Annotated in this window: 22 protein-coding genes; 15 read left to right on the top strand and 7 right to left on the bottom strand. The window is 75.2% G+C overall.

The window, feature by feature from the left end; all coding sequences use genetic code 11:
- The first annotated feature begins 23 nt into the window (after window positions 1–23).
- On the top strand, window positions 24–263 hold the full coding sequence (locus ACFY00_RS14420) for a hypothetical protein (RefSeq protein WP_388031032.1): 240 nt from the start codon (window positions 24–26) through the stop codon (window positions 261–263).
- Window positions 264–466: 203 nt separating this feature from the next.
- Here ACFY00_RS14420 and ACFY00_RS14425 read toward each other — a convergent pair whose 3' ends face one another.
- The 3 genes from ACFY00_RS14425 to ACFY00_RS14435 form a co-directional block, all read right to left on the bottom strand.
- The gene (locus ACFY00_RS14425; protein ID WP_388031034.1) at window positions 467–1,042 is read right to left on the bottom strand and encodes a rhodanese-like domain-containing protein; all 576 of its coding nucleotides are present in this window, start codon (window positions 1,040–1,042) and stop codon (window positions 467–469) included.
- 219 nt (window positions 1,043–1,261) lie between these two features.
- Complete coding sequence (locus tag ACFY00_RS14430; RefSeq protein WP_388031035.1) at window positions 1,262–2,233, bottom strand: sulfite exporter TauE/SafE family protein; 972 nt, start codon at window positions 2,231–2,233, stop codon at window positions 1,262–1,264.
- On the bottom strand, window positions 2,230–2,604 hold the full coding sequence (locus ACFY00_RS14435) for a rhodanese-like domain-containing protein (RefSeq protein ID WP_388031036.1): 375 nt from the start codon (window positions 2,602–2,604) through the stop codon (window positions 2,230–2,232). Before ACFY00_RS14435 ends, ACFY00_RS14430 begins: the two co-directional genes overlap by 4 nt.
- A gap of 230 nt (window positions 2,605–2,834) precedes the next feature.
- Here ACFY00_RS14435 and ACFY00_RS14440 point away from each other — a divergent pair, with 230 nt between their 5' ends.
- Both ACFY00_RS14440 and ACFY00_RS14445 read left to right on the top strand, forming a co-directional pair.
- Entirely contained in the window at window positions 2,835–4,208 is a 1,374-nt protein-coding gene (locus tag ACFY00_RS14440) for a rhodanese-like domain-containing protein (RefSeq protein ID WP_388031039.1), read from the top strand.
- 170 nt (window positions 4,209–4,378) lie between these two features.
- Window positions 4,379–4,645 (top strand): metal-sensitive transcriptional regulator, encoded by a 267-nt coding sequence (locus tag ACFY00_RS14445; RefSeq protein WP_033255610.1) that lies wholly within the window; start codon window positions 4,379–4,381, stop codon window positions 4,643–4,645.
- A 104-nt stretch (window positions 4,646–4,749) separates the two neighbouring features.
- On the opposite strand, the gene ACFY00_RS14450 is transcribed toward ACFY00_RS14445, so the two are convergent.
- From ACFY00_RS14450 to ACFY00_RS14460, 3 genes are all read right to left on the bottom strand, one after another.
- The gene (locus ACFY00_RS14450) at window positions 4,750–5,016 is read right to left on the bottom strand and encodes a metal-sensitive transcriptional regulator (RefSeq protein WP_388031042.1); all 267 of its coding nucleotides are present in this window, start codon (window positions 5,014–5,016) and stop codon (window positions 4,750–4,752) included.
- Window positions 5,017–5,085: 69 nt separating this feature from the next.
- Window positions 5,086–5,985, bottom strand: a complete 900-nt coding sequence (locus ACFY00_RS14455) for a lysophospholipid acyltransferase family protein (RefSeq protein WP_388031045.1) — start codon at window positions 5,983–5,985, stop codon at window positions 5,086–5,088.
- Window positions 5,982–6,908: a GNAT family N-acetyltransferase gene (locus tag ACFY00_RS14460; RefSeq protein ID WP_388031047.1), complete on the bottom strand. Its 927-nt coding sequence runs from the start codon at window positions 6,906–6,908 to the stop codon at window positions 5,982–5,984. Before ACFY00_RS14460 ends, ACFY00_RS14455 begins: the two co-directional genes overlap by 4 nt.
- A 332-nt stretch (window positions 6,909–7,240) precedes the next feature.
- On the opposite strand from ACFY00_RS14460, the gene mptB reads away from it, so the two are divergent.
- The 9 genes from mptB (at window position 7,241) to ACFY00_RS14505 (ending at window position 17,969) form a co-directional block, all read left to right on the top strand.
- Window positions 7,241–9,049, top strand: a complete 1,809-nt coding sequence (mptB, locus tag ACFY00_RS14465) for a polyprenol phosphomannose-dependent alpha 1,6 mannosyltransferase MptB (RefSeq protein ID WP_388031049.1) — start codon at window positions 7,241–7,243, stop codon at window positions 9,047–9,049.
- Window positions 9,043–10,374, top strand: coding sequence for a glycosyltransferase 87 family protein (locus ACFY00_RS14470; protein WP_388031051.1), 1,332 nt, complete (start codon window positions 9,043–9,045; stop codon window positions 10,372–10,374). The genes mptB and ACFY00_RS14470 overlap by 7 nt, the downstream gene beginning before the upstream one ends.
- Before the next feature lie 57 nt (window positions 10,375–10,431).
- Entirely contained in the window at window positions 10,432–11,571 is a 1,140-nt protein-coding gene (locus tag ACFY00_RS14475) for a DUF4037 domain-containing protein (RefSeq protein ID WP_388031053.1), read from the top strand.
- A 182-nt stretch (window positions 11,572–11,753) separates the two neighbouring features.
- The gene (locus ACFY00_RS14480; protein ID WP_388031055.1) at window positions 11,754–12,878 is read left to right on the top strand and encodes an MFS transporter; all 1,125 of its coding nucleotides are present in this window, start codon (window positions 11,754–11,756) and stop codon (window positions 12,876–12,878) included.
- Window positions 12,875–15,175 (top strand): molybdopterin oxidoreductase family protein, encoded by a 2,301-nt coding sequence (locus ACFY00_RS14485; RefSeq protein WP_388031057.1) that lies wholly within the window; start codon window positions 12,875–12,877, stop codon window positions 15,173–15,175. Before ACFY00_RS14480 ends, ACFY00_RS14485 begins: the two co-directional genes overlap by 4 nt.
- A gap of 5 nt (window positions 15,176–15,180) precedes the next feature.
- Complete coding sequence (locus ACFY00_RS14490) at window positions 15,181–15,798, top strand: 4Fe-4S dicluster domain-containing protein (RefSeq protein WP_388031059.1); 618 nt, start codon at window positions 15,181–15,183, stop codon at window positions 15,796–15,798.
- Window positions 15,795–16,430: a ubiquinol-cytochrome c reductase iron-sulfur subunit gene (locus tag ACFY00_RS14495; RefSeq protein ID WP_388031061.1), complete on the top strand. Its 636-nt coding sequence runs from the start codon at window positions 15,795–15,797 to the stop codon at window positions 16,428–16,430. Before ACFY00_RS14490 ends, ACFY00_RS14495 begins: the two co-directional genes overlap by 4 nt.
- A 57-nt stretch (window positions 16,431–16,487) precedes the next feature.
- Window positions 16,488–16,856, top strand: a complete 369-nt coding sequence (locus tag ACFY00_RS14500) for a hypothetical protein (RefSeq protein WP_388031062.1) — start codon at window positions 16,488–16,490, stop codon at window positions 16,854–16,856.
- Window positions 16,857–17,072: 216 nt separating this feature from the next.
- Window positions 17,073–17,969, top strand: coding sequence for a hypothetical protein (locus tag ACFY00_RS14505; protein WP_388031064.1), 897 nt, complete (start codon window positions 17,073–17,075; stop codon window positions 17,967–17,969).
- Window positions 17,970–18,020: 51 nt separating this feature from the next.
- Here the strand turns inward: ACFY00_RS14505 and ACFY00_RS14510 are convergent, their stop codons facing one another.
- A complete protein-coding gene (locus tag ACFY00_RS14510; protein WP_388031066.1) occupies window positions 18,021–19,355 on the bottom strand; it encodes a threonine/serine exporter ThrE family protein in 1,335 nt (444 codons plus the stop codon).
- A gap of 155 nt (window positions 19,356–19,510) precedes the next feature.
- Between ACFY00_RS14510 and ACFY00_RS14515 the strand changes: the two genes are divergently transcribed.
- From ACFY00_RS14515 to ACFY00_RS14525, 3 genes are all read left to right on the top strand, one after another.
- Window positions 19,511–19,915: an SHOCT domain-containing protein gene (locus tag ACFY00_RS14515; protein ID WP_388031068.1), complete on the top strand. Its 405-nt coding sequence runs from the start codon at window positions 19,511–19,513 to the stop codon at window positions 19,913–19,915.
- Between the two features lie 160 nt (window positions 19,916–20,075).
- Window positions 20,076–22,133: a SpoIIE family protein phosphatase gene (locus tag ACFY00_RS14520; protein ID WP_388031070.1), complete on the top strand. Its 2,058-nt coding sequence runs from the start codon at window positions 20,076–20,078 to the stop codon at window positions 22,131–22,133.
- Window positions 22,130–24,616 carry a SpoIIE family protein phosphatase gene (locus ACFY00_RS14525; RefSeq protein ID WP_388031072.1) on the top strand — a complete coding sequence of 829 codons (2,487 nt, stop codon included), beginning with the start codon at window positions 22,130–22,132 and terminating at the stop codon, window positions 24,614–24,616. Before ACFY00_RS14520 ends, ACFY00_RS14525 begins: the two co-directional genes overlap by 4 nt.
- Window positions 24,617–24,639: the final 23 nt, after the last annotated feature.

Raw genomic sequence — 24,639 nt, forward strand, 5'->3', positions numbered from 1 at the left:
ACGCGAGAGGAGGATCATCCGCGATGGGAATGTTCAAGGACGCACCGCCCAGCGAACACCCGGACTTCACCCAACTGCGGTTCATGGCCGCGGGTACGCCCTCGTGGTGGAAGCGCAACCGTCACAAGGCGCTCGGCGTGGCGGGCCTGCTGGCCGGCTTCTGGCTGGCCAACCACTACGGCACCGCGGCCCCCGCCGCCTCCTGCACCCCGACCGCCACCACGACCACGCCCGCCCCGCAGGGCGCAGCCGTCACCCGCTGAACCGCCCCACGGCGGCGGCGGGTCGGCCCCCTCCCCGACCGGCGCGCGAAGGCCCCCGGCGCCCCCACCCGACGAGGGGAGGGGATCCGGGGGCTGAACTTCCCGGACGGGCAAGGGATCTGACGAGATCCCACGAACTCGACGTGGACGCCACTTGCCGCCCCTGAGGCACTCGAGTCGCTCGAACTACCGTTCCTTTCCCGTCACTTGCCGCCGTCGCGCAGCGCGGTGAGCGTCGCGTCGAGCGCGGCGCCGGAGTCACGCGGACGGTTGTACGGGAGCTTGCCCAGCAGCGAACCCATCGCGCAGGTGTTGCTGACCGCCGAGAACAGCAGGCCGCCGCCCACCGCGGCCGACACCCAGCGCACGCCGGGGACGGCCACGTCGACGACTATGCCCGCGAGCACCAGCGAACCCGCCACCAGCCGGACCTGCCGGTCCATCGCCCAGCGGACCTTCTGGCCCGGCACCCGGTTCAGCGCCCCGCCGTTGGCGGTCCAGGCGGAGGTGCCGCCGTCGATGAGCAGCGCCCGCACGCCGGCCGAGGACAGCTGCTCGCAGGCGTTCAGGGCGCGGGCGCCGGAGGCGCAGACGACGGCCAGCTCGCCGCGCTCGGCAGCGGCCCGCAGCGCGGGCAGGGCCCGCGCCAGTTGGTCGAGCGGCACGTTGTGGGCGCCCGGGATGTGTCCCCCGGCGAACTCGCCGGGGGAGCGGACGTCGATGACGGTCAGCTCGTGCAGACGGGGCTGGAGCTGCTCGACGGTCAGGGGCGTGGTCATGGGACGGGTCGGACCTTTCGGGAGGGGGAGGCCCCGGCGCGTGGGGGCGGGCCGGGCGGGAAAACGGAGGAAACCGGGCAAAAAGGGGGGAACGTCCAAGGGTGCCTGAGCGGTGCCGGTAGCCGGAGGGGCGGGAAGCGGCGGTCGGGCGGCCCGGGACGGGTGCGACGGCAGGTGCGCGCCGCGGTCGGGACGTCGAGGGCGGGGGCGGCGAAGGCGTCAGAGCACGGCGTCCACCAGCATCAGGGCGGCGACCGCCAGCAGGGCCCCGGCGAACAGTCGCTGCAGCGTGCGGCCGGACAGCTTGGCCGCGAGTCGCTTGCCGTCCCAGGCGCCGAGGACTGCCGCGGCGGCGAACGGGCCGACCGTCGACCAGGGGATCTCGGCGGCCGCGCCCAGCCGGGGCAGCAGCGCGGCCAGCGAGTTCAGGGTGATCACCAGCAGGCTGGTGCCGATCGCCTCGGCCATCGGGAACGCCAGGAAGGACACCAGCGCGGGCACCGCGAGGAATCCGCCGCCGACGCCCAGCAGCCCGGTCGCCGCCCCCAGTCCGGCCCCCGCCAGTGCGGCCCGCCGCGCCGGGGCGGACGCTCGGGGCGCGGGCCCGGCGGTGGCCGGGAGCGGCTCGGGAGCGGAGTTCGTCCCTGCAGGGATCATCTCGGTCGCGAGGGCGACCGTCGCCCCCGTGCCGCCGGGCGTCCGAGCGGCCCCGAGTGTGGGTGCGGCCCCGGGTACGGGTGCGGGCGCCCGCCCCGCGACCGTCGTCGGACACGCCGCGCCACCGCCGCCACCGGCAACGTCGCTGCCGCCGGTGCCCTCGTCCGCCGTCCGCCGCCCGCCCGCGAGCATCCGCCAGGCGGCCAGTCCGGCCAGCAGCGCGAACGCGGCGGTCAGGGCGGGGCCGGGCAGGTGGCGGGAGAGCGCGCCGCCGAGCGCGGCGAGCGGCAGCCCGGCCGCGCCGAACAGCAGCCCTTCGCGCCAGCGGACGCGTCCGGCCCGTGCGTGGGCGACCAGTCCGGTGAGCGAGGTCAGGGCGACGATCAGCAGGCTGGCGGTGGTCGCGGTGCCGGGTGTCAGTCCGATCAGGTAGATCAGCGCGGGGACGGCCAGCATGCTGCCGCCGCCGCCGAGCCCGCCCAGCGCCAGGCCGACCACCGCGCCGGCGGCCAGTGCGAGCAGGACGGTGCTCATATCGCGCCGCCGCAGCGACACGCGTCCCGGTGCACGGGCAGCTCGGCCCGCAGCCAGGCGCGCATCCCGCCCGCCACGTTCGCCGTCGGCACTCCGTGCGCGTTCAGCAGCTCGGCGGCCGTCTGCGAGCGGTGGCCGGAGCGGCACACCGCCAGCACCGGCCGTCCGCCGCCCGCGGCCCGCGCGGCGTCGAGGCCCGCGGCGGCGCCGAGGTCGCCGAGCGGGACGAGGACCGCGCCGGGCGCGTGCAGTTCGGCGTGCTCCTCGGGCTCGCGGACGTCGAGCAGCAGCGCCTCCCCGGCGGCGGCCAGGCGGTGCGCCTCGGTGGGGTCGATCTGCGCGGGCGCGGGTGGCTGGGGGGTCCAGGCCACGGTGTCCTCCTGGGGGTGGGCGGGTGGTACGGGGGTTCCGGCGGGCCCCGGGACGGCGGTCCGTCCCCGGGAAGATACCGGCGGGGGTATATCGTTGGTCCCGAGCATATACCCCCACCGGTATCAACGCGGCAGGCCTCCTGACCGGGAACTGCCTGCAAGAATACCTACCGGGGTATCCCGGCCCGTGTGTGGCCGCACCTCCAGCCGATGCAGAGAAGAGGACCCCCGTGTTCTTCGCCCAGTACTACCTCGACTGCCTCTCCCAGGCCTCGTACCTGATCGCGGACGAGACCACCGGCCGCGCCGTGGTGGTCGACCCGCGCCGGGACGTGGACGAGTACCTCGCGGAGGCCGAGACCCGCGGCTTCACGGTCGTGGGCGTCATCAACACCCACTTCCACGCCGACTTCCTCTCCGGCCACCTCGAACTCGCCGACCGCACCGGAGCCTGGATCGGCTACGGCCGCCGCGCCGAGACCGAGTACCCGATCCGCAAGCTCGCCGACGGCGAGCGGATCAGCCTCGGCGAGGTCGTCCTGGAGATCGTGGAGACGCCCGGCCACACCCCCGAGTCGATCAGCGTCCTGGTCCGCGAGCACGCCGAGGACACCGTCCCGTACGGGGTGCTCACCGGCGACGCGCTGTTCGTCGGCGACGTCGGCCGCCCCGACCTGCTGGCCTCCGCGGGCGTCACCGCCGACCGGCTCGGCCGGATGCTGTACGACAGCGTCCAGCGCAAGCTGATGGCGCTGCCGGACGAGGTCCGGCTCTTCCCCGCGCACGGCGCCGGCTCCGCCTGCGGCAAGAACCTGTCCACCGAGCGGCAGTCCACCATCGGGCAGCAGCGCGCCACCAACTACGCCTGCGCGCCGATGACCGAGGACGAGTTCGTGGCCATCGTCACCGCCGGACAGCCCACCGCCCCCGGCTACTTCGGTTACGACGCCGACCTCAACCGCCGCGACCGCGACCTGTTCGACGCCGCCGCGCTCGCCGCCCCGCTGGACGCCGAGACCTTCCTCGCCCGCCGCGCCGAGGACGGCGTGGTGGTGGTCGACGCCCGCGACCCGCTGGAGTTCGCCGCCGGACACCTCGCCGGGGCCGTCAACGTCCCCGCCGACGGCCGCTTCGCCGAGCAGGCGGGCACCGTCCTCGACCCGGCCTGGCCGCTGCTGGTGATCGCCCCCGAGGGTCGCGAGCAGGAGACCGTCACCCGGCTCGCCCGGATCGGCTTCGACCGCGTCGCCGGACACCTCGCCGACCCCGAGGCGGCCTTCCGCGCCGTCCCCGGGCAGATGCGCCAGGCCCCCCGCCGCACCGTCGCCGACCTGCGTGCCGAACTCGCCGGGGCCGAACCGCCGTTGGTCGTCGACGTCCGCGGCGAGGGCGAGCGCGCGGACGGACACATCCCCGGCTCTGTCCACCTCCCGCTCGCCGAACTCCCGCACCGCCTCGCCGAGATACCGCGCGACCGCCAGGTCGTCGTGCACTGCGCGGGCGGCCACCGCTCCTCCATCGCGGCCAGCCTGCTGCGCCACCACGGCCACCCGCACACCTCCGACCTGCTCGGCGGCTACGGCGCCTGGGAGGCCGCGGCCTGAGCCGCCCGGGGGAACGCGGGGGAGGGCCGGGGCGTCCGGCGGGCGGGGGAATGCGCCGTCCGCCGGGCGGGTTGATACGGGAGGGGGTATGAGGGCCGGGTCACGGGACGCGGCACGCCCCCTGGGGGCGGGCGGCGACCGGCGCCCGCCGAGGACGAGGAGGAGACCCGATGCAGGTGGGCGACGAGGCCGTCGGTGCGGTGCTGAACCGGCTGCGCCGGGCGCAGGGCCAGCTGGCCGGGGTGATCGCGATGATCGAGGCCGGCCGCGACTGCAAGGACGTGGTGACCCAGCTCGCCGCCGTCTCCAGGGCCCTCGACCGGGCCGGGTTCAAGATCGTGGCCAGCGGCATGCGCCAGTGCCTGGCCGAGTCGGAGGAAGGCGCGGCCCCGATGAGCGAGGCCGAACTGGAGAAGCTCTTCCTGGCCCTTGCCTGAGCGAGCGGGAAGTGGCTCGCGTGCACCGCGTCCGTTGCGGCGCGGCGCACGGCGGGCGGCGCACGGCAGGTGGTGCGCGGTGAGTGGTGCGCGGCGGGCGGCGGTCAGGCCAGGGTGAGGAACATCTTCTCGAGCTCCGCCTCGGTCATCGGAGCGGCGCCCTCCTGGGCCTCCGCCAGGCACTGGCGCATGCCGCTGGCGAGGATCTTGAACCCGGCCCGGTCCAGCGCGCGCGAGACGGCGGCGAGCTGCGTGACCACGTCCTTGCAGTCACGCCCGGCCTCGATCATCGCGATCACGCCGCTCAGCTGGCCCTGTGCCCGGCGCAGCCGGTTCAGCACCGCGCCGACGGCCTCCTCGTCCACCTGCATCGAGCACCTCCTCGCCCTCTTCCGACTCTGAACCCGCCCGATCATACGGGAGGCGCCCGAGCCGCCCGCCTACCCGCCGACCCCCACCGGCCTCGCGGGTTCCGGCATCCGGGCCGGACGCTCGACGACGGGCGCGCAGGCCGCGCAACCGAGGCCGTCGGACGGGTCGCGCAGTCGGTCCACCACCCGCTGGGCGGCCGCCGCGAGCCGACGGCGGTCCGGGAACAGCGCGGGCGGCAACTGCGGCAGGAACTCGACCTCCGCGCGCAGGCCCCGTACCGACACCACCCGCCACATCGAGGCCAGCAGCCCGTCCTCGCCGACGAACGCGGGCGCGGTACTGGGACGGCCGTCCGCGGTGCGGTAGCGCAGCGCCAGCGGCTGCACGGGGACGTCCGCCCGCACCGCCGCCTCGAACAGCGCCGGGCGGAACCGTCCCCCGCCGCGCCCGCACCAGGTGCTGCCCTCCGGGAAGACCACCACCCGCCCGCCGCGGCGCAGCACCGCCGCGATGTCCGCGACCGTGCCGGGCAGCGCCCGCAGCCGCTCCCGGTCGATGAAGAGGGTGCCGCCCCACGAGGTCAGCGGCCCCAGCACCGGCCAGCGGCCGACCTCGGTCTTGGCCAGCATCCGGCCCGGGCGGACGGCGCCGACCAGCAGGACGTCCAGCCACGAGATGTGGTTGGACACCAGCAGCGAACCACCGGAACCGGACTGCCGACCCGGCACGGCGACCGCCCGCACCCGCACGCCCAGCACGGCCAGCAGCAGCCGCGACCACCAGCGCACCAGCCGCTCCGCGGGCAGCCACGCCAGCGCCCGCACCACCGGCACCGCCGCCAGCCCGGCGGCCAGCACCAGCAGGCAGCCGGTCAGCCGCAGCACCCGCAGCGGCAGGCCCGCCCGCGGCCCGGTCACCGTCACGCAGCCGCCGGGCGTGCACGGCGCGGTCGGCAGCCAGGCGCTCATGCCGCCGTCGCCGTTCCGCGCGGGGACGGCGCGAGCGGCGGCGCGAGCGGCGGCGCGACAGCCGTGACCGCCGCGCCCGGGCCCTGGGTGCTGCCGATGATCGCCGAGATCGGCAGGTCCGCCGCGGCCGCCAGGAAGTGCCGCAGGTAGCGCGGGTCGGTGCGCTCCAGCGACAGCAGCACGTACAGGTCCGCCACGTTGAAGTCCGGGTCGTACGCGGGCTCGCCGCACACCCACGCCCCCAGCCGCAGGTAGCCGCGCAGCAGCGCCGGGACGGGCGTGCGGCCCTTCCGGGACACGCCCTGCGCCGACCACGGGCGCAGCGGGGCGACCCGGTACTGCGGCGGCGCCAGGTGCTTGGCGGAGACGGCGTCCCACACCCCGGCCGCGGTCGCGCCGCCGTCGGCCAGCGGCACCGAGCAGCAGCCCGCCAGCCAAGCGTTGCCGGTGGCGGTCATGTAGCGGGCGATGCCGCCCCACATCAGGTTGATCACGGCGCCGTTGCCGCGGTGCTCCGCCGCGATGCAGGACCGCCCGACCTCCACCATGCCGTCCCGCAACCCGCCCAGCCGGGCCAGGTCGAACTCGGTGTCGGAGTACAACCGGCCCGCCCGGCGCGCCTGTTCGGGCCGCAGCAGCCGGTACGTGCCGACCACCTCGCCGGAGGGCTGCTCGCGCACCAGCAGGTGGTCGCAGAACTCGTCGAACGGATCGGCGTCCAGACCGGGCAGCGGCGAGTCCAGCACCGCGCCCATCTCCTGTGCGAACACCTGGTGGCGCAGCCGCTGGGCGGCCCGCACCTCCTCCGCGGTCCGCGCGAACGCCAGCTGGTACGTGGGCTGTTGGGGCTCGACTCGCCGGTTCGACGACGGCCGGGAGGGCTGGGCGGGGAGCTGTCCGGGACGGGCGGGGGCGGTGGTCATGGCGGGACTCTCCGGGATCTCGGGGCGCGGTAGGGTGGCGACGGACGGCACGGGACGACACGCAACGACACGGGCGCTCGCACCCGGGCCGCCGGTCGGGCGGCGCCGGCCACGGGCGGCACCCGTATGTCTCCCCGACCCGACTGGCCCTGAGGTGGCCGTCCGTGGGAGACCAGATGTGCACCTGCTGAATGCCGGGTTCGGCCCCGCGCGGCGGCCCGCCCCCGGCACCCGCCCCGGCCTGCGCACAGCGTGCTCCGGACGTCCCCCGGCAACCCGGTGGACGCCGACTCTTCCCCCGGGGGCCACGCCCCTCTGCCAGCGTTCCCGACATGCCGAACACGGGCGCGAACGCCCACCCGGGCCGGTACCGGTGGCTCGGGCTGCTGGGCTCGCTCGCCCTCGCCACCGGCGGACTCACCTCCGGCGCCCTGCCCGCCGCCACCACCGGCCCCGCGCTGCGCGCCTCCGGCGGCGCGGGCACCGTGCTGGTCTTCGCGGGCCTGACCGTCCTCACCGCCGCCTGGCTGCTCCTGGGCGCCACCGGCCGCCGCCCCGGGGGACAACTCCGGCCCCCCACTCGCTGGTTGACCGTCACCCTGGCCTGGTGGGCCGCCCCGCTGCTGCTCCTGCCCCCGCTGTTCAGCCGCGACGCCTACAGCTACCTGGCCCAAGGAGCCATGCAGGCAAGCGGGTTCGACGTCTACGCGGACGGGCCCGCCGTGCTCGGCGGCCCCGTCGCCCAGCAGGTGCCCCAGGTCTGGCAGCACGCCCCCGCCCCGTACGGCCCCGCCTTCCTGCTGCTGGCCCGGGCCGCCGCACCGCTCGCCGACCACCCCTACGCCGGGACGCTGCTGCTGCGGCTGACCGCCGTCACCGCCGTCGCCGCGCTCACCGCCCTGCTCCCGGCCCTCGCCCGCCGCTTCGGCACCGACCCGGCCGCCGCACTGCACCTGGGCGCGCTCAACCCGCTGGTCCTGCTGCACCTGGTCGCGGGGGCGCACAACGACGCCGTCCCGCTGGCCCTGATGCTTACCGGCCTGCTCGCCGCCACCCACCCCCGCCCGCTCGCCGCCGCCACCCTGATCGCCCTCGCCGCCCTGGCCAAGGCCCCCGCCGCGTTGGCCCTCCCCGCCGCCTGGTGGCTCGCCGCCACTGCACCGGGGACAGGTGAACTGGGCTTCCGGAGGGGAGGGTTGAGCATTGGGCGAGATGCGGTCGGCGTGGCGGCTGATTCGGCTGGTCGTTCGGCCGGGGTCCGGCCCGGCGGCGTGCTGAGACCCCCCGCTGCTCCGGTCGGGGCTGCTGCCGTGCTGGTCCTGCCCGTCGTCACGGCGTTGGGGGCGGGTGAACTGGGCTTCCGGAGACGAGGGTCGATCGTTGGGTGGGATGCGGTTGGTTCGGGTGGCCGCTCGTTCGGTGCTGGGCCTGGCGGCGTGCTGAGTGTCCTCGCTGCCCCGGTCAGGAGTGCTGCCGCGCTGGCCCTCCCCGCCGCCTGGTGGCTCGCCGCCACTGCGCCGGGGGTGGGTGAACCGGGCCGTCGGCGCGGCCCGTTCGGCGGTCGGTGGCGTCCGCTGCTGCTGGCCGTGTCCATGCTGCTCGCCGCCGCCGTGACCACGGTCGCCGTCACTGCCGCGGCCGGTACCGGTTACGGCTGGGTCTCCGCGCTCACCAGCCCGGCCACCGACAGCAGTTGGTCGCCGACCAGCAGTCTCGGTCGCCTGCTCGCCGATCTGGCCGACGTCGCACCGGAGGGGCCGGTTACGGTGGTTCGGCTGCTGGGTTTGGCCGCCGCGGCGGTCGCGGTCTGCCTGCTCGCGGCCCGGGTCGCCAGGGGTCAGGGTGAACCGGCGGCGGCCCTGGCGCTCGCCTTCACCGCACTGGTCGCCCTCGGCCCGGCCTTCCGTCCCTGGTACGCGCTGTGGTGCGTCGTCCCGGCGGCGTTCGCCGTGCGCGCCGTGCATGCCCGGCGGACGGTCGAACTCGCCTGTGCCGTCCTTGCGTTCGCTGTCATGCCGGACGGATTCCCGCCCGATTCCGCCGAGTTGGTGCTCACTGCCGGAGGCATGGCCGCCGGAGCGGCCACCTTCGCACTGGCCGAGCGACAATTCATCTTCCAAGAAAGGCAAGCGACGTGCTGACCCGCGGCAGCACCACCGCCAGGATCGCGGTCCTCGCCGCCTGCGTCCTCGCCACCGCCCTGGTCCTGGCCGTCATCCCCGGCCACCGCGGCTGGTTCGACGTCGGCGTGTACTACGGCGCCGTGCACCACTGGGCCGACACCGGGCAGCTCTACGACTACGTCCGCCCCGGCACCGGCTACGGATTCACCTACCCGCCGTTCGCCGCCGTCTGCATGCTGCCGATGCTCCTGTTCGGCTGGCACCCGGCGATCGCCGTCGGCGTGACCCTGTCCGCCGCCGCCACCGCCCTGCTGCTGCACTGGACCGTCGACCCGATCGCCCGCCGCCGCGGCTGGTGCCGCTGGTACGCGTTCGGCCTCGCGGCCTGCCTGTGCGGCCTGACCAACCCCGTCCGCGACACCTTCAGCTTCGGACAGGTCAACCTGCTGCTGGTGGCCCTGGTCCTCGCCGACCGGCACCTGTCCGGCCGCCGATTCGCCTCCACGCACTGGCGTCGGCTCGCCGGGGTCGGCACCGGACTGGCGGCCGCGATCAAGCTGACCCCGGCCCTGTTCATCGTCCACCTGCTGCTCACCCGCCAGTGGCGGGCCGCGGCCACCGCCGTCGTCACCGCGCTGGGCGCCACCGGCGCGGGCTTCCTGCTCGCCCCCGGGGTCTCCCGCCAGTTCTGGACCGTCACCCTGTGGGACACCGACCGGGTCGGCGGCTTCGCCAACATGTCCAACCAGTCCCTGCAGGGGCTGATCGCCCGGCTCGGCCCCCAACTCCCCGGCCGCGCCCTGTGGGTGGCCGCCGTACTGGCCGTCCTCGTGCTCTGGGCCCACCGCCTGCGCCGGGCCGCCGCCGCCCGCGACAGCCTCGCCGCGTACAGCCTCACCGGCCTCGCGTGCTGCCTGGTCAGCCCGATCACCTGGGTGCACCACCTGGTCTGGATGCTGCCCGCCCTGGTCGTCCTCGCCGACGTCGCCCTGAGCAGGCCCCGCCACCGCCGCGGGTGGCTCGCCCTCTGCTGGCTGCTCCAACTCGTCGTCTCCAGCGGCATGGTGTGGCTCTGGCGCCCGGACGGCCGCGACCTCGGCACCCTCCTCGGCGGCAGCGCGTACGCCCTGCTCACCCTCGGTCTGCTGATCGCCCTGCCGATCCGGCCGCGCCCCGACGAACCGGAGCAGCCGGGGCCGCCCGCCGCGACCGCCGGAACTGCCGGAACTGCCGGAACTGCCGGAGCTACCGGAACTACCGGAACTGCCGGAACTGCCGGAACCGCCCCCGGGGCCGCCCGCCCGCCGCAGCCGCTCGGCACGCACCCGGCCCCCGTCGGCTGACTCCGTCGCAGATTAAACGGTGGCCCCTTCCGGTTCCGCTCCGCCACAGTGGGCCGCATGACCGCACCCACCCCCTCCGGCCCGCGCACCGACCCGCCCTTCGTCCCCGGCCTCGAACTCGCCCGGGCGCTGTACGAGGAAGCCGTCCGCCCGCTCCTGGAGCGCGCCCACCCTGGCCTGCGCCACGCGGCCGCCCGGATCGACCCCGGGTCGGAGGTGCTCGGCTTCGACAGCGCCCGCTCCGCCGACCACGAATGGGGGCCGCGCCTGCAGCTCTTCCTGGAGCCGGCGGACGCCCGCCGCCACGGCCCCGCGATCCGCGAACTGCTCGCCGCCCGCCTGCCCGGACGCGTCCGCGGCTGGTCCACCCACTACCGCGCCACCGGCGACCCGGACAACCCGGTCAGCCTCCTTATCCCGCCGCCCGCCGACGGCCCGGTCGACCACCGCGTCACCGTCCACGACCTGCCCGGCTGGCTCGCCGAACGCCTCGGCCCGCCCGCCGCCGCCTGGGCCGACACCGCCCCCGGCCCCGTCGACTGGCTGGCCCTCCCGCAGCAGCGGCTCGCCGAGTTCACCGGCGGCGCGCTCCTCCACGACGGCCTCGGCACCCTCACCGCCGCCCGCGAGCGCCTGCGCTGGTACCCCGACCAGGTGTGGCGCCACCTGCTGGCCTGCCAGTGGCAGCGGATCGCCCAGGAGGAGGCGTTCGTCGGCCGCTGCGCCGAAGCCGGGGACGAACTCGGCGCGGCCCTGCTCACCGCCCGCCTGGTCCGCGACCTGATGCGGCTGGCCTTCCTGATGAGCCGCCGCTACGCCCCGTACGGCAAGTGGTTCGGCAGCGCCTTCGCCCGCCTCGACACCGCCCCCGCGCTGGCCCCCGCCCTCCGCGCGGCCCTCGCCGCCCCCGACCAGGCCGCCCGCGAACAGCACCTGTGCGAGGCGTACGAGGCCGCGGCCCGCGCCCACAACGCGCTCGGCCTGACCGAGCCGCTCGACCCGGACCGCCGCCGCTACCACGACCGCCCCTACCTCGTCCTGCGTGCCGACCGCTTCGCCCGGGCCCTGCAACGGACGGTCACCGCACCGGAGTTGCGCGACCGGCCGCTGACCGGCGCCGTCGACCAGTGGGCCGACAGCACCGACCTGCTCGCCCACCCGCAGGCCGTCCGCGCCGCCGTCGACGCCCTCGGCTGAGCACAGCCCGGCTCGATGCACGCCCCCCGGCCCCAGGTGCGGGTGCACCGGTCGTTCACCCGTCCGGCCCAGCGACGCGCCGCCCGCGGCGCAGCGGACGGGCGCCGGGTGGGGGCGATCGCTAGCGTCCGGCGGAGAGAACGTCAGGTCGAGTGGCTCGTCGAGCGCTTAGGAGAGTGCGCGTGGCCGGGACAGCGCCGCCCCCGCAGGGCAGACCGATCGGTGACCGTCCGGCCGGGGACGGCGCGGCGGGGGTGGTGGCCTCGGCCACCCGGGCGACGGCGGTGCGCGCCTCGCTGATCGCCGCGGCGGCGAGCGTGCTGCTGGTGGTGGCGATCGTCCTGGGCAGCCGCCTGCTGCGGGACTTCGACTCGGCGCTGGTGCCGTACGCGGTGGCCACGGTGTTCCTCACCTTCGGCGTGGTGTACCGCTACGTGGTGTGGGTCTCCGCGCCCGCCGCCCGCCGGTTGTTCGTGCAGGGCTGGAAGGCCGCGCTGTCCTGGGAGAACCTCAAGCGCTCGCCCGCCGCCCTGCCGAGGATGATCGCCACCTACCTCGGCTTCCAGAAGTTCCTCGGCGCCCGCTCGCACGCCCGCTGGGCGGCGCACCAACTGATCTTCTGGGGCTGCCTGCTGGCCGCCGCGATCACCTTCCCGCTGACCTGGGGCTGGTTCACCTTCACCTCCGCCAGCGCGGCCGGACCGGGCTACGAGATGCGGCTGTGGGGCCTGCGGCTGTTCGGCTTCGACTCCGGCAGCTTCCTCGGCTGGGCGCTCTACCACGGCCTGGACCTGGCCGCGGTGATGGTGATCGGCGGCGCCGGGTACTTCCTGTGGCGGCGGATGCGCGACCGCGCCGCGACCACCGGCCAGCGCTTCGGCTACGACTTCCTGCCGCTGCTGGCCCTGCTCACCATCTCGGTCACCGGCCTGCTGCTGACCTTCTCCGAGATGTTCCTGCACGGCGGCGGCTACGAGTTCCTGGCGATCCTGCACATGGCCTCGGTGGTCCTCACCCTGGTCTACCTCCCGTTCGGGAAGTTCTTCCACATCGTGCAGCGCCCGGCCGCGGTCGGCATGCAACTGTTCAAGTACACGGCGCGGCGCAGGGGTTCGGACGCCGAGGAGCTGCAGGCGTGCAAGCGCTGCGGCCAGCCGATCGACACCGTCGCGGCGGTGGACAACCTGCGCGCCACCATGCGCGACCTGCGCCTGGGCTTCGACGGGTGGGCCGAGTACTGCCCCCGTTGCAAGCGGGTGCTGCGCGGCAACGCCTACCTGTCGAACGTCAAGCGGGGGTTCAAGTGAGCCACGAACACGTCCCGTTGGACCCGAGCGTCGCCCCGCTCGGGACCCGCGACTTCCGCGACGCGGGCGGCCTGCCCGCCGCGGCCTGGCGGGCCGACCAGACCGAGCAGACCCTCGTCCCCACGCACTGCTGCTTCTGCGGCATCCAGTGCGGCATGTACCTGCGGGTGGACGGCCACGGCAAGGTGTTCGGGGTCGAGCCGCGCAACCACGACATCAACCGGATGCGCCTGTGCCCCAAGGGCATCAACGCCTACCAGCAGGTCAACCACCCGGACCGGCTGACCGCCCCGCTGATGCGCCGCAGCCGCGACGAGCCCTTCCGGGAGGTGAGTTGGGAGGAGGCGCTGGACTTCACCGTCGCCGAGATCAACCGGATCCAGGCCGAGAGCGGCCGGGACGCGTTCGGGGTGCTCGGCGGGGCCAGCCTGTTCTCCGAGAAGACCTACCTGGTCGGCAAGTTCGCCCGGGTCGCGCTGAAGACCCGGCACGTGGACTACAACGGTCGCCTGTGCATGGTGAGCGCGGCGGGCGCCAACAAGCTGGCCTTCGGCATCGACCGGGCGGGCAACCCGTTCTCCGACATGCTGCAGACCGACTGCCTGCTGATCGCCGGCGCCAACGTCGGCGAGTGCTTCCCGGTGCTGACCCAGTACGTGTGGGGGGCCCGCGACCGCGGCGCCACCCTGATCGTGGTGGACCCGCGGGAGACCGCGGTCGCCCGCACCGCCGACGTCCACGTCGCGCTCAAGTCCGGTACGGACTCGGCGTTCTTCAACGCGGTGCTGCACGTGATCGTCGAGGAGGGGCTGACCGACGAGGCGTTCCTGGCCGAGCACGCCACCGGCTGGGAGGAGGTCAAGGCCACCGTCGAGGCGTACCCGCCCAGCCGCGCCGCCGAGATCTGCGGCGTCCCCGAGGAGCAGATCGTCCAGGTGGCCCGGATGTTCGGGCGCGCGGAGCGGGCGATGGCCTGCCACGCGCGCGGCATCGAGCACCACACCCAGGGCGTGGAGAACTGCCTGACCGTCATCAACCTGTGCACCGCCACCGGCAACCTGGGCCGCCCCGGCGCCGGTTACGGCACCCTCACCGGCCAGGGCAACGGCCAGGGCGGCCGCGAGCACGGCCAGAAGTCCGACCTGCTGCCCGGCGGCCGCTCCATCAACGACCCGGTGCACCGTCGCCAGATCGCCGCGATCTGGGGCATCGAGGAGTCCGAACTCCCGCAGGCCGGAACCTCGATGATGGAGATGGTCTGGCAGATGCAGCGCGGCGAGATCCGCGGACTGATCGGCGTCTGCAACAACCCCTTCGTCTCGCTGCCCAACCACGCGGTGGTGAAGGACGGTTACGACAAGCTGGAGTTCCACGCCCAGTTCGACTTCTTCCTCTCCGAGACCGCCGCCAACGCGCACGTGGTCCTCCCCGTCACCACCTGGGCCGAGGACGAGGGCGTGATGGCCAACGCCGAGGCCCGGGTGATCAAGCACAACAAGGCCCAGGAGCCGCCCCCGGGCGTGCGCACCGACACCTGGGTGATGTGCGAGATCGCCCGCCGCCTCGGCCAGGGCGGCAAGTTCGCCTTCGAGGGCTCGAAGGACGTGTTCGACGAACTGCGCCGCGCCTCGGCCGGGACCGTCATCGACTACTACGGCATCACCTACGAGCGCCTGGAGGCCACCGGCGGCATCGCCTGGCCCTGCCCCAGCCTCGAACACCCGGGCACGCCACGGCTGTTCGAGGACGGGAGGACCTACCACCCGGACGGCAAGGTGCACCTGCAGGCGGTGGAGTGGCACCCGCCCGCCGACCCGTACGGCGACGAGTTCCCGATGCGGCTGACCACCGGGCGCACCGTCGCGCACTTCCTGTCCGGCAACCAGACCCGGCGCCTGGGCGGCCTGGTCGAGCAGACGCCCCGCCCGTGGGTGGAGGTGCACCCCTCGCACGGGTTCCGCACCGGGGAGCCGGTGCGGGTGGTGACCCGGCGCGGCAGCGCGGTGCTGCCCGCGCTGGTGACCGAGGCGATCCGCCCCGACCACGTGTTCGTGCCCTACCACTGGCCGTACCCCGTCGCCGCGAACGAACTGACCATCGACGCGCTGGACCCGCGCTCGAAGATCCCCGAGTACAAGGTGTGCGCGGTGCGGATCGAACGGGCCGAGGCGATCGACCCGGTGCCCGCACCGCCGGTGCCGCCGGGCCGCGAGGCGTACCCGGCGGCCCAGGTCTCGCGCACCGACCCGCTGCCGCCGACCTCGCCGCAGGGCCGCGGCACCGCCGAGAGGGGCTGACCGAGATGCTGGGACGCACCATCTTCATCGACCCGGGCCGCTGCATCGGCTGCCAGGCCTGCGTGTCGGCCTGCCGCGAGTGCGACTCGCACCGCGGCAAGTCGATGATCCACCTGGACTACCCGGACGAAGGGCACACCGTCGCCTCGCTGCCGACCGTGTGCATGCACTGCGAGGACCCGGTCGCGCCGTGCGCCGAGGTCTGCCCGGCCGAGGCGATCCTGATCACCGCCGACGGCGTGGTGCAGGAGGCCGACCCGACCCGCTGCATCGGCTGCGCGAACTGCGTCAACGCCTGCCCGTTCGGCGTGCCCAAGATCGACCTGGAGGCCAAGCTCCAGATGAAGTGCAACCTCTGCTACGACCGCACCTCCTACGGCCTGGCCCCGATGTGCGCCACGGTCTGCCCCACTGGCGCCCTGTTCTACGGCACCGTAGAGGAGTTGCAGGCCGAGCGGCCCGGCGTGGACGTCTCCACGATGTTCGCGTTCGGCGACACCGTGGTCTCCACCGGCGTCGCCATGGTGGTGCCCGCCGAGCGCCGAACCCCCGTCCCCGGCGGGACGCTGAACCTGATCGAGGTCAACGGGCGCCCCACGCCCGGGAACGGAGCCAGGGCGTGACCAGCCCCGTCAACTCCCCCCAGCCGTACGGCCCGGACGGCGGAGCCGACGGCCACCGGGCCGAACAGACCGCGCTGAAGGAGCGGATCAGCGCCGACTCGCTGACCACCCGGCGCGACTACCTGCGGATCGTCGCCACCGTCTCCGGCGGCCTGGTGGTCGGCTCCACGGTGGTCTCGGCCGGCGTGCTGCACCGCCACGGTGACGGCGCCGCACCGCCGTTGAAGGTCGCCGACCGGCTGGAGCGCGGCGAGGCGGTCACCTTCGACTACCCCGGCGAGGACGACCGGGCGATGGCGATCCGGCTGCCCGACGGCACCCTGGTCGGCTACTCCACCGTCTGCACCCACCTCGCCTGCGGGGTGCTGTGGCGGCGCGACCACGGCACCGACGGCGACCTCTACTGCCCGTGCCACGAAGGGCAGTTCGACTCCCGCACCGGCGAGGTCACCGGTGGCCCGCCGCCCCGTCCGCTGCCCCGGGTGGTGATGCTGGAGCAGAGCGACGGCTCGGTGTGGGCGGTCGGCACCGTCCGCTCCGGCGAGGAGGAACTGACCGGCCTGTGCCGGACCCTGCGCAACCCCGAGCTCGCCGCCGCCGCCAACTGCGCCAGCCGCAAGAGCGGCAAGTGATATGACCGGCAAGCGAATTGAACCCACGATTCGCCAACTCGCCTGTGGAGGTGCGTGATGAGCGTTCCCGAAGGCCACTACCCGGAGGGCTACCACCCCGGCAGCGACGAACCCAGGCTCAACCGGCCCGTCCACGAACGCTACCCGCAGATCCGGTCCACCTCCGGCTACGCCGACCCGCGGGTCTCCGCGACCGGCCCCGGCCCCGGCGCGGGCACCGACCAGCGGCCCGAACGGTCGGCCGTCCTGTCCGCCCGGGTCGCGCTGGCCGTCACCGTCGTGATCGGCCAGCTGTGGGCCCTGAACACCGCCACCAACGCCTGGATGAGCGGTCACGCCGCCACCGCCTGGTGGTGCACCGGATTCAGCGCCGCCTCCTTCCTGGTCGTCCTGCTCGCCTGGCGGATCTCGCCCAACGACCGCTGACCGCACGGACGTTGCGGACACCCGGCGGTCCGCGGGGTACGAAGGATCACGATTCGCCGCCGTCCGCGCCACCGCGTTCCCGAACCGGTCGGCGCCCCGTACGCTGTCCCCCTCTGGCCGCGCGAACGGCCGACGGGACAGACCGCGGGGCGGCCGACCGGACGCGTCGGCGCCCGCCGGGGGTGCGCGCCGCGCGGCGCGGGAAGGGCACGACGCATGACGGAGCAACTCACCACCGAAGCGGTCCAGCCCCGGCCGTTCCCCGACCGGCAGGCCGTGCTCCGCGCGACCGTCCTCGTCCCGGTCACCGTCGCCCACATGCACGACGCCCACCCGCACCGGCCGCTCACCCTCGCCGCCACCGAACCCGCCGACGTCCACGCCGACGCCGACGCCAGCGGCCTCGTCGGCGGTCTCGACTGGGACGAAGGCGCCCGCCGCCTGGTCGTCCACCCCGAACCCGCCCGGGTGGTCGGCGCCCGGATCGAGATCCTCACCGTCGGCGACCACCCGCTCGGGTACGCGGTCAAACAGCCCGGGGGAGAGGTGAGTTGGCCCGAGTGGGCGCAGCTCGGCGACACCCCCGTGGCCTGGCACGGCCAGCCCGACCTGCTCACCGAAGGCGCCGCCCACCCCTGTCGGCTGCACCTCACCGGCGAGCAGCGCGCCCTGCTGGTGCAGGCCGAGGGCGAACACGGACTGGACTTCAACGAGGCGCTGCTGCGCGTCACCCGGCCGATCGCCGACGCCCTCGAAGCGATCCCGCCCGGCCTGGAACGCACCGCGGCGCTCGGCCGCCTGGTGGCGGCACTGATCGACGGCGGCGCCCGCTACCTCGTCCCCGCCGACCCGCACGACCTGCCCGGCTGGCAACCACACCTCCAGCGCACCCTGCAGGCCCTCGACGCGCAGGCCCGCCGCCACCGCGACGAGCGACCCACGCCCGCGACCGCCGCCCACCGGCCCGTCCGCTACGACGCCCTGGTGCGGGCCGGGTACGACGGGGAGCCGGAGATCGTGCTGACGCCCGTGCTGCGCCGGGGCGGGCAGTGGCTGGCCGCGATGGACCCGGCCGCGCTCGACCTGACCTGCTACCGCGGCTCCGGCTGGTAGGGCCCCGCGGGGCAAGGGCGACCCGGAAGAGGACTTCGCGGGCGGGGGGCGTCAGGGCAGCGGCTGCGGGCGCTGGGCCAGGACCGAGCCCAGCAGCAGGCCGACGGAGATCGCCACCACGGTGGTGACCATCGACAGCAGGTCGTGGAAGCCCCGCACCGGGTGGCCGCCGGCCAGGCTGGTCAGGCCGCGCGTGCCCAGCGAGCCCACGGTCAGGGTGAAGAACCCGGGCAGCGCCAGCAGCGTCCGCGGCGGCCGGTCGGGGCGGCGGGCCACCACCGTGGCCAGCGCGCCCAGCAGCGCGGCGGCCACGAACGTCCCGCCGACCTCGCCCAGCAGCTTCGTCGTGCCCGACTGCACCGCCACCGTCAGGTACCCCAGCCCCAGCAGCGGCGGCAGCAGCCGCCACGGCACCGCGAACGCCAGCACCGTGCCGACCGTGAACACCACCCAGGCCAGGAACGTCGCCCAGCGCGGCAGGTCGGCGTGCGCCGCCAGGTCGAACAGCGCCGAGGTGTCGCCGCCGGTCGCGTACACGCCCAGCATCACGCCCAGGTACAGCTGCAGCAGCAGGAACACCGCGTACACCAGGCGCACCGCGCCCGTGGTCAGGAACCCGGCCGCCAGCTCGGTCGCGGCCGCGGACAGCAGGTCACCGGGGACGAAGTAGAACAGCGCCGGGAGCACCAGCAGCACCGCCCCGCCGTGCACCGGGCTGCGCGCGAACACCTCCAGCACCAGCACCGAGACCGCCGCCGACGCGACCAGCGGCAGCACCCGCGCCAGCCGCGGCCGGCGCCCTGCCGCCACCGCCAGCACCGCCGTGACCAGACCGAGCACCGCGGTGCTGCCGATCTCGTACCAGGTCGGCTGCATCAGCGGCGCGAAGCCGACCGAGAACAGCACGATGCCCAGGCCCTCGAGCCACCACGGGTACGGGGCGGGCGAGTCGTCGATCGCCGCCGGCTGCCGTTCGGCCTCGGCGAGGGGCGTGCCGCCCAGCGAGACCCGGTGGGCCCAGGGCTTGGGCGCGGCCACCTTGTCCAGCCGGGCGATGTTCGGGAAGGCCCGGACCGCGACCGTCGAGGCGCGGCCGTCCTGGACGACGGTCAGCGTCGCGCCGTCCGGGACCAGCACCATCGAGGTGCGGGCGCCGAGGCCCGCGGCGGCCCGCGCCACGGTCTGCTCGACCTCCGAGGCGCCCTCGCCGCTGGCCGCCAGCAGCATCCGGGTCAGCCGCGCCAGCAGCGCCGTCACCCGCTCCGGCCGTTCGGCCTGCTCCGTTCCCCCGGTGCCGGTGCCGGTGCCGGTGCCGGTGCCGCTGCTGGTGTTGGCGCCGTTGTCGTTGTCGTCCGGGCGCACCGTCCGTCCGTCCTCCGCGTCCATTCGCGCCTCCCGCGCCGCCGTCGAACCTGACACCCGCTCACATCCTCGCCCGGCGCGCGGTGGCGCGCGCGGGGGCGCACGGAGGGCGGTCGCCGAGGTGCGATGTCCGGAATGTGGTGATACCACTCGAAGGACCTGTGGAAGGGAGCCAGTCGATGGACGACTACCCGGCGCTCAACCTGTTCTGGACCATGCTGTGGCTGTTCCTGTGGATCCTGTGGTTCTTCCTGATGTTCAAGGTGCTGACGGACATCTTCCGCAGCCACGACATGGGCGGATGGGGCAAGGCCGGCTGGACGATCTTCGTGATCGTGCTGCCGTACCTCGGCGTCCTGGTCTACCTGATCGCCCGCGGCAAGGAGATGGGCCAACGCGACCGGGCCCTGGCCGCCAAGGCCGAGGGCGACTTCCAGGACTACATCCGGAAGGCCGCCGGGACGGAGAACCAGAACGCCGGACCACGGCACGTCGACGAGCTCGCCCGTCTCGCCGACCTGAAGAGCAGCGGCGCGATCTCGGCCGAGGAGTTCGAGAAGGCGAAGCAGAAACTGCTCGCCTGACCCCGGACGGATGACCGGACGACGGACCGGCACAGCCCGGGCCGGAGCGGGGCCCCCACCCGCACCGGCCCGGGCCGACGCGCACACCGACCACACGGGGCCCGCAGAGCGCATAGGGCCCACGGACCCGCCGCACGGCGGACGGGAGGAGGACACCGGGGTGCCGCAACCGCAACTGACGCCCGAGGTGTTCGACCGCGCCGTCGTGGCCATCGCCCTGACCGCCGGCCCCGACCACCGGATGGTCTACTACAACGACGCCTTCCGCGACCTGTTCGGCGACCGCCCGCTCGGCGCGCCCGCCCGCGAGGCCTTCACCGAACCCGGCACCGAACGCTTCGTCGCCACCCTCGACGCCGTCCTCGCCGACGGCACCGCCCGGCAGGTCACCGCCCACCGCACCCTCGGCTGCCCCTCCGGCGCCCCCGCCCACCGGCACTTCGTCTACTCCTGCTCACCGGCCGCCACCCGGTACGGCCCCGGCATCCTCGTCGCCGCCATCGACACCACCGCCGAACTGCACTCCGCCCTCGAAGCCGAGCACCAGTCCGCCGAACGCCTGGAAGCCCTGCAGCGCTACGAGGCACTGATGGCCGCCGCCGCCCAGATGGTCTGGGTCGTCCAGCCCGACGGCACCGCCCACGAACTCATGCCCGGCTGGGAGGAACTCACCGGCCAGCCCTTCGCCGAAGCCGTCGGCCGCGGCTGGCTGGACGTCGTCCACCCCCACGAGCGCGAAGCCGTCGCCGCCCGCTGGGCCGCCGCCGCCCGCGACCTGCCCCCCGTCTTCGAACAGACCTTCCGCGTCCGCAGCGTCACCGGCGGCTACCGGCACGTCCGCTCCCGCGCCGTCCCCGTGCTGCGCGAGGACCGCGCCGCCGAGTGGATCGGCACCACCGGCGACATCGAGGACCAGTGGCGTGCTCGCCTGCGCGAACGCCTGCTCGCCCGAGCAGGAGCCGTCACCGAGGCCGAACGCGCCGAGGACGCCTTCGCCGCCCTCGCCGCCACCCTCGTCCCCGACCTCACCGACGTCTGCGCCGTCTACCTCCTGCCCGGGCCCGACGCCGCCGACGGCGAGGTCGTCGCCACCCGGATCGCCTCCGTCGCCCGTCCCGGACTGCCCCCGCTGCCCCCGCTCGACCGGCAGACCTTCACCCTCGGCGCCCGCGCCCGGCAGGCCGTCGCCGACCGCACCCCCACCCTGCTGACCTTCCCCGACAGCGCCGTCCCCGAGGGCGCCGTCCCCGAGATCTCCGCCCGCTGGCTGCACGACACCCGCGCCACCAGCCTCACCCTGCTGCCCATCGTCGTCGACGGCGCCGTCGTCGCCCTCGCCGCCACCGCCTGCTGCGAAGGCGCCCCACCGCCGGGGCCCGCCGACGTCGACCTCCAGCACGAAGTCCTGCAACGCGCCCAGGCCCCGCTGCGCCAGGCCCTCGCCCTGCAACGCGCCCGGCACGCCGCCGTCGTCCTGCAACGCGCCCTGCTCACCACCCCGCCCGCCCTCGGCGGCGCTGCCGTCGTCGCCCGCTACCAGCCCGGCAGCCGCAACGCCGAGGTCGGCGGCGACTGGTACGACGCCTTCGCGCTGCCCGACGGCTCGCTCGCCATGACCATCGGCGACGTCGCCGGACACGACCTCGCCGCCGCCACCACCATGGGCCAACTGCGCGCCATGCTGCGCTCCATCGCGTACACCCGCGGCCAGGCCCACACCCCCGCCGACACGCTGCGCGAACTCGACACCGCCGCCGAGGGGTTGGGCGTCGGCAGCTTCGCCACCGCCGTGCACGCCCGGCTGGTGCGGCACGGCGCCGACGGCGGCTGGGAGATGGAGTGGGCCAACGCCGGACACCCGCCGCCCGTCCTGGTGCCCGTCGACGGGCCGCCCCGGCTGCTGTCCGCCGAGGACGCCGACGTCCCGCTGTGCGTCGACCCGCGCCGCCCCCGGGTCACCCACCGGCACCCGGTCGGGCCCGGCGAGACGCTGCTGTTCTACACCGACGGCCTGGTCGAAGTGCCCGGCGAACACCTCAGCGAGGGCATCGCCCGCCTCTGCGCCGCCGCCGCGGCGGCCCGCCACCGGCCGCTCGCCGACCTCTGCGAGCACCTCGTCGCCGGGATCGCCGACGTCCGCGACGACATCGCCGTGATCGCGTTCCGACCCGACCCGCCGAACGGCGGGAGCGGAGCGAAGGGAGGGGGGCGGCCGTGAGCGGACCCCGGGACGAGGGCGCGCGCGAGGGCGCGGGCCGGGACGAGGGCGAAGGCGCAGGGCGGCGCGAGGTCGAGCGCACGGGCCCGGACGAGGGCGGGAAGCGGAGGAGCGGCGTGGACGGCCACCGGGACGACCGGCACAACGGCAGCGGCAACGGCGGCAACGGCGATGGCGGCGGCGCGGACGGGGAAGCGGAGGGCGCGGTGGAGGAGACGGCACCGGAGGGCGGCGGGCCCCGGGGCAGCGGCGAGGGCGACCGCCTCGACGCCGCCCTGCTCGACGCGCTGTTCGCCCAGGCCCCGCTCGGCCTGTACCTGCTCGACCAGGACCTGCGGGTGATCCGCTACAACACCGCCGCCCACGGCGTGCGCGGCATGCCCAGCACCGACATCGTCGGCCACCGCCCCGCCGAGTTCGCCCCCGGCTTCGACCGCGCCGAACTGGAGGCGGTCGCCCGACAGGCCCTCCAGGACGGCAGCTACGTCCGCGAACACCTGGTGCGCGGCCGGATGCCCACCGACCCCGGGCGCGAGATGGTCGTCTCGGCCTCCTTCTTCCGGATCGTCTCCGACACCGGCCACCCCTACCTGGTCGCCGCCGTCGAGGACGTCACCGAACGGCAGGGCGCCCTCGACCGGCTCGACATCCTGCACAGCGCCCACCGCCGCCTCGGCGCCTCCCACGACGCCGTCGGCTCCGCCCAGGAACTCGCCGACGTCGCCGTCCCCCGCTTCGCCGACTCCGCCACCGTCGACCTGCTCGACGAACCGCTGCGCGGACTGCCGCTGCGCTCCGGCCCGATCGACCCCGGCGCGCCGCTGCGCCGCGTCGCCTACCGGTCCGTGCGCGGCACCGGCCCCACCGGTCCCTCGCCCGGGCCGATCCCGCAGGGCGCGCTGTCCACGTACGGGGCGCCGACGCCGTACAGCCAGGCGCTGGTGGACGGGCGGGCCCGGCTGATCCGCGGGCTGACCGAGGAGGAGTGGCTGGGCGCCGACCCGGAGCGCGCGCGCCGACTGGCCGAGCTCGGCGTGCACTCGATGATCGTCGCGCCGCTGGTGGTGCACGACGCCGTGCTGGGCGTGCTGGCGCTGTACCGGCACCGGCGCCTCGAACCGTTCGACCAGGACGACCTGGAGCTGGCCGTCGAACTGGCCGCGCGCGGCGCGATGTCCATCGACAAGGCGCGCAGCTACGCGCGGGAGCGCTCGATCGCCACCACGCTGCAGCGCCAACTGCTGCCCCGGGAACCGGCGGAGCTGAGCGCCGTGCAGAGCTCGCACGTCTACCTGCCGGGCAGGGTCGGGCCCGGCGGCGACTGGTACGACGTGGTGCCGCTGTCCGCCGCCCGGGTCGGCCTGGCGATCGGCTCGGTCACCGGCACCGGCATCGAGGCCGCCGCCCTGATGGGCCAGGTCCGCACCGCCCTGCGGACCCTGGCCGTCCAGGACCTGCAGCCCGACGAACTGCTGGTGCGGCTGGACGACGCGGCCCGGGTGCTGACCGACGAACAGCAGGGCAGCCTGCCCGCGGGCGCGGAGAGCCTGCCGGACGGGCTCGCCTCCTGCCTCTACCTGATCTACGACCCGATCGGCCGGACCTGCACGGCGGCCTCGGCCGGACACCCCGGCCCCGTCGTGGTCGGCCCCGACGGCGTGCCGGTGCCGTTCCCGGTGGAACCCGGACTGCCGCTGGGCTGCGGCGACGGCTGCTACGAGACCCGGGTCGTGGAACTGCCCGTCGGCAGCGTCCTGGCGCTCTACACCAACGGCCTGATGTCCGGCCCGCCGCGCCGCCCCGCCGGGGGAGGGGCCGACAGCGGTGCGGAGCGCGGCGGGGCCGGGCGCGGTGGTGCGGAGCGCGGCGGCCTGGACGAGGCGCTGCCGGTCGGGCCCGGGGAGGGGCGGCGGGCGGTGCTGCAGCGGGTCCTGGCCCGGGCCGGGGAGGAGGAGCTGTCGCAGCTCTGCGACCAGGCGGTGTACGCGCTGCTGCCCGAACGGCAGCGCGAGGACGCGGTGCTGCTGCTGGTGCGCACCCTCGGGCTGCCGGACGACAAGGTCGCCGTGTGGACCCTCCCGGAGGACCCGGCGGTGGTGCGCACCGCCCGGCGCCTGGCCGAACACCAGCTCGCCGCCTGGGGGTTGCAGGAGCTGGAGTTCTCGACCGACCTGATCGTCAGCGAGTTGGTGACGAACGCGATCCGGTACGGGAAGTCGCCGATCCGGCTGCGGCTGATCAACGACCGAGGCCTGATCTGCGAGGTGTCGGACAGCTCGGACAGCACCCCGCACCTGCGGCGGGCCAAGTCCACCGACGAGGGCGGCCGCGGACTGTTCATCATCGGGCAGTTGGCGCAGCGCTGGGGCACCCGCTTCGCCCGGCACGGCAAGACGATCTGGGCGCAGCAGGAGGTGCCGGAGGCGGACGCGGGAACGGGGGAGGAGGTGGAGCCCGGCGGCGGGGGCGAGTTGCCCGGATAGGGCGCGGGGGGGGGGGGGGGGGG

Source organism: Kitasatospora sp. NPDC001540 (assembly GCF_042894345.1).
GTDB classification, from domain to species: Bacteria; Actinomycetota; Actinomycetes; order Streptomycetales; family Streptomycetaceae; genus Kitasatospora; species Kitasatospora phosalacinea_C.

Excerpts from the sequence above, each read along its gene's own strand:
- ACFY00_RS14475 (WP_388031053.1), top strand. The coding sequence starts at position 10,432 with ATGACCGCACCCACCCCCTCCGGCCCGCGCACCGACCCGCCCTTCGTC.
- ACFY00_RS14450 (WP_388031042.1), bottom strand. The coding sequence starts at position 5,016 with ATGCAGGTGGACGAGGAGGCCGTCGGCGCGGTGCTGAACCGGCTGCGC.
- ACFY00_RS14505 (WP_388031064.1), top strand. The coding sequence starts at position 17,073 with ATGACGGAGCAACTCACCACCGAAGCGGTCCAGCCCCGGCCGTTCCCC.
- ACFY00_RS14445 (WP_033255610.1), top strand. The coding sequence starts at position 4,379 with ATGCAGGTGGGCGACGAGGCCGTCGGTGCGGTGCTGAACCGGCTGCGC.
- mptB (WP_388031049.1), top strand. The coding sequence starts at position 7,241 with ATGCCGAACACGGGCGCGAACGCCCACCCGGGCCGGTACCGGTGGCTC.
- ACFY00_RS14430 (WP_388031035.1), bottom strand. The coding sequence starts at position 2,233 with ATGAGCACCGTCCTGCTCGCACTGGCCGCCGGCGCGGTGGTCGGCCTG.
- ACFY00_RS14420 (WP_388031032.1), top strand. The coding sequence starts at position 24 with ATGGGAATGTTCAAGGACGCACCGCCCAGCGAACACCCGGACTTCACC.
- ACFY00_RS14510 (WP_388031066.1), bottom strand. The coding sequence starts at position 19,355 with ATGGACGCGGAGGACGGACGGACGGTGCGCCCGGACGACAACGACAAC.
- ACFY00_RS14515 (WP_388031068.1), top strand. The coding sequence starts at position 19,511 with ATGGACGACTACCCGGCGCTCAACCTGTTCTGGACCATGCTGTGGCTG.
- ACFY00_RS14425 (WP_388031034.1), bottom strand. The coding sequence starts at position 1,042 with ATGACCACGCCCCTGACCGTCGAGCAGCTCCAGCCCCGTCTGCACGAG.
- ACFY00_RS14490 (WP_388031059.1), top strand. The coding sequence starts at position 15,181 with ATGCTGGGACGCACCATCTTCATCGACCCGGGCCGCTGCATCGGCTGC.
- ACFY00_RS14455 (WP_388031045.1), bottom strand. The coding sequence starts at position 5,985 with ATGAGCGCCTGGCTGCCGACCGCGCCGTGCACGCCCGGCGGCTGCGTG.
- ACFY00_RS14460 (WP_388031047.1), bottom strand. The coding sequence starts at position 6,908 with ATGACCACCGCCCCCGCCCGTCCCGGACAGCTCCCCGCCCAGCCCTCC.
- ACFY00_RS14500 (WP_388031062.1), top strand. The coding sequence starts at position 16,488 with ATGAGCGTTCCCGAAGGCCACTACCCGGAGGGCTACCACCCCGGCAGC.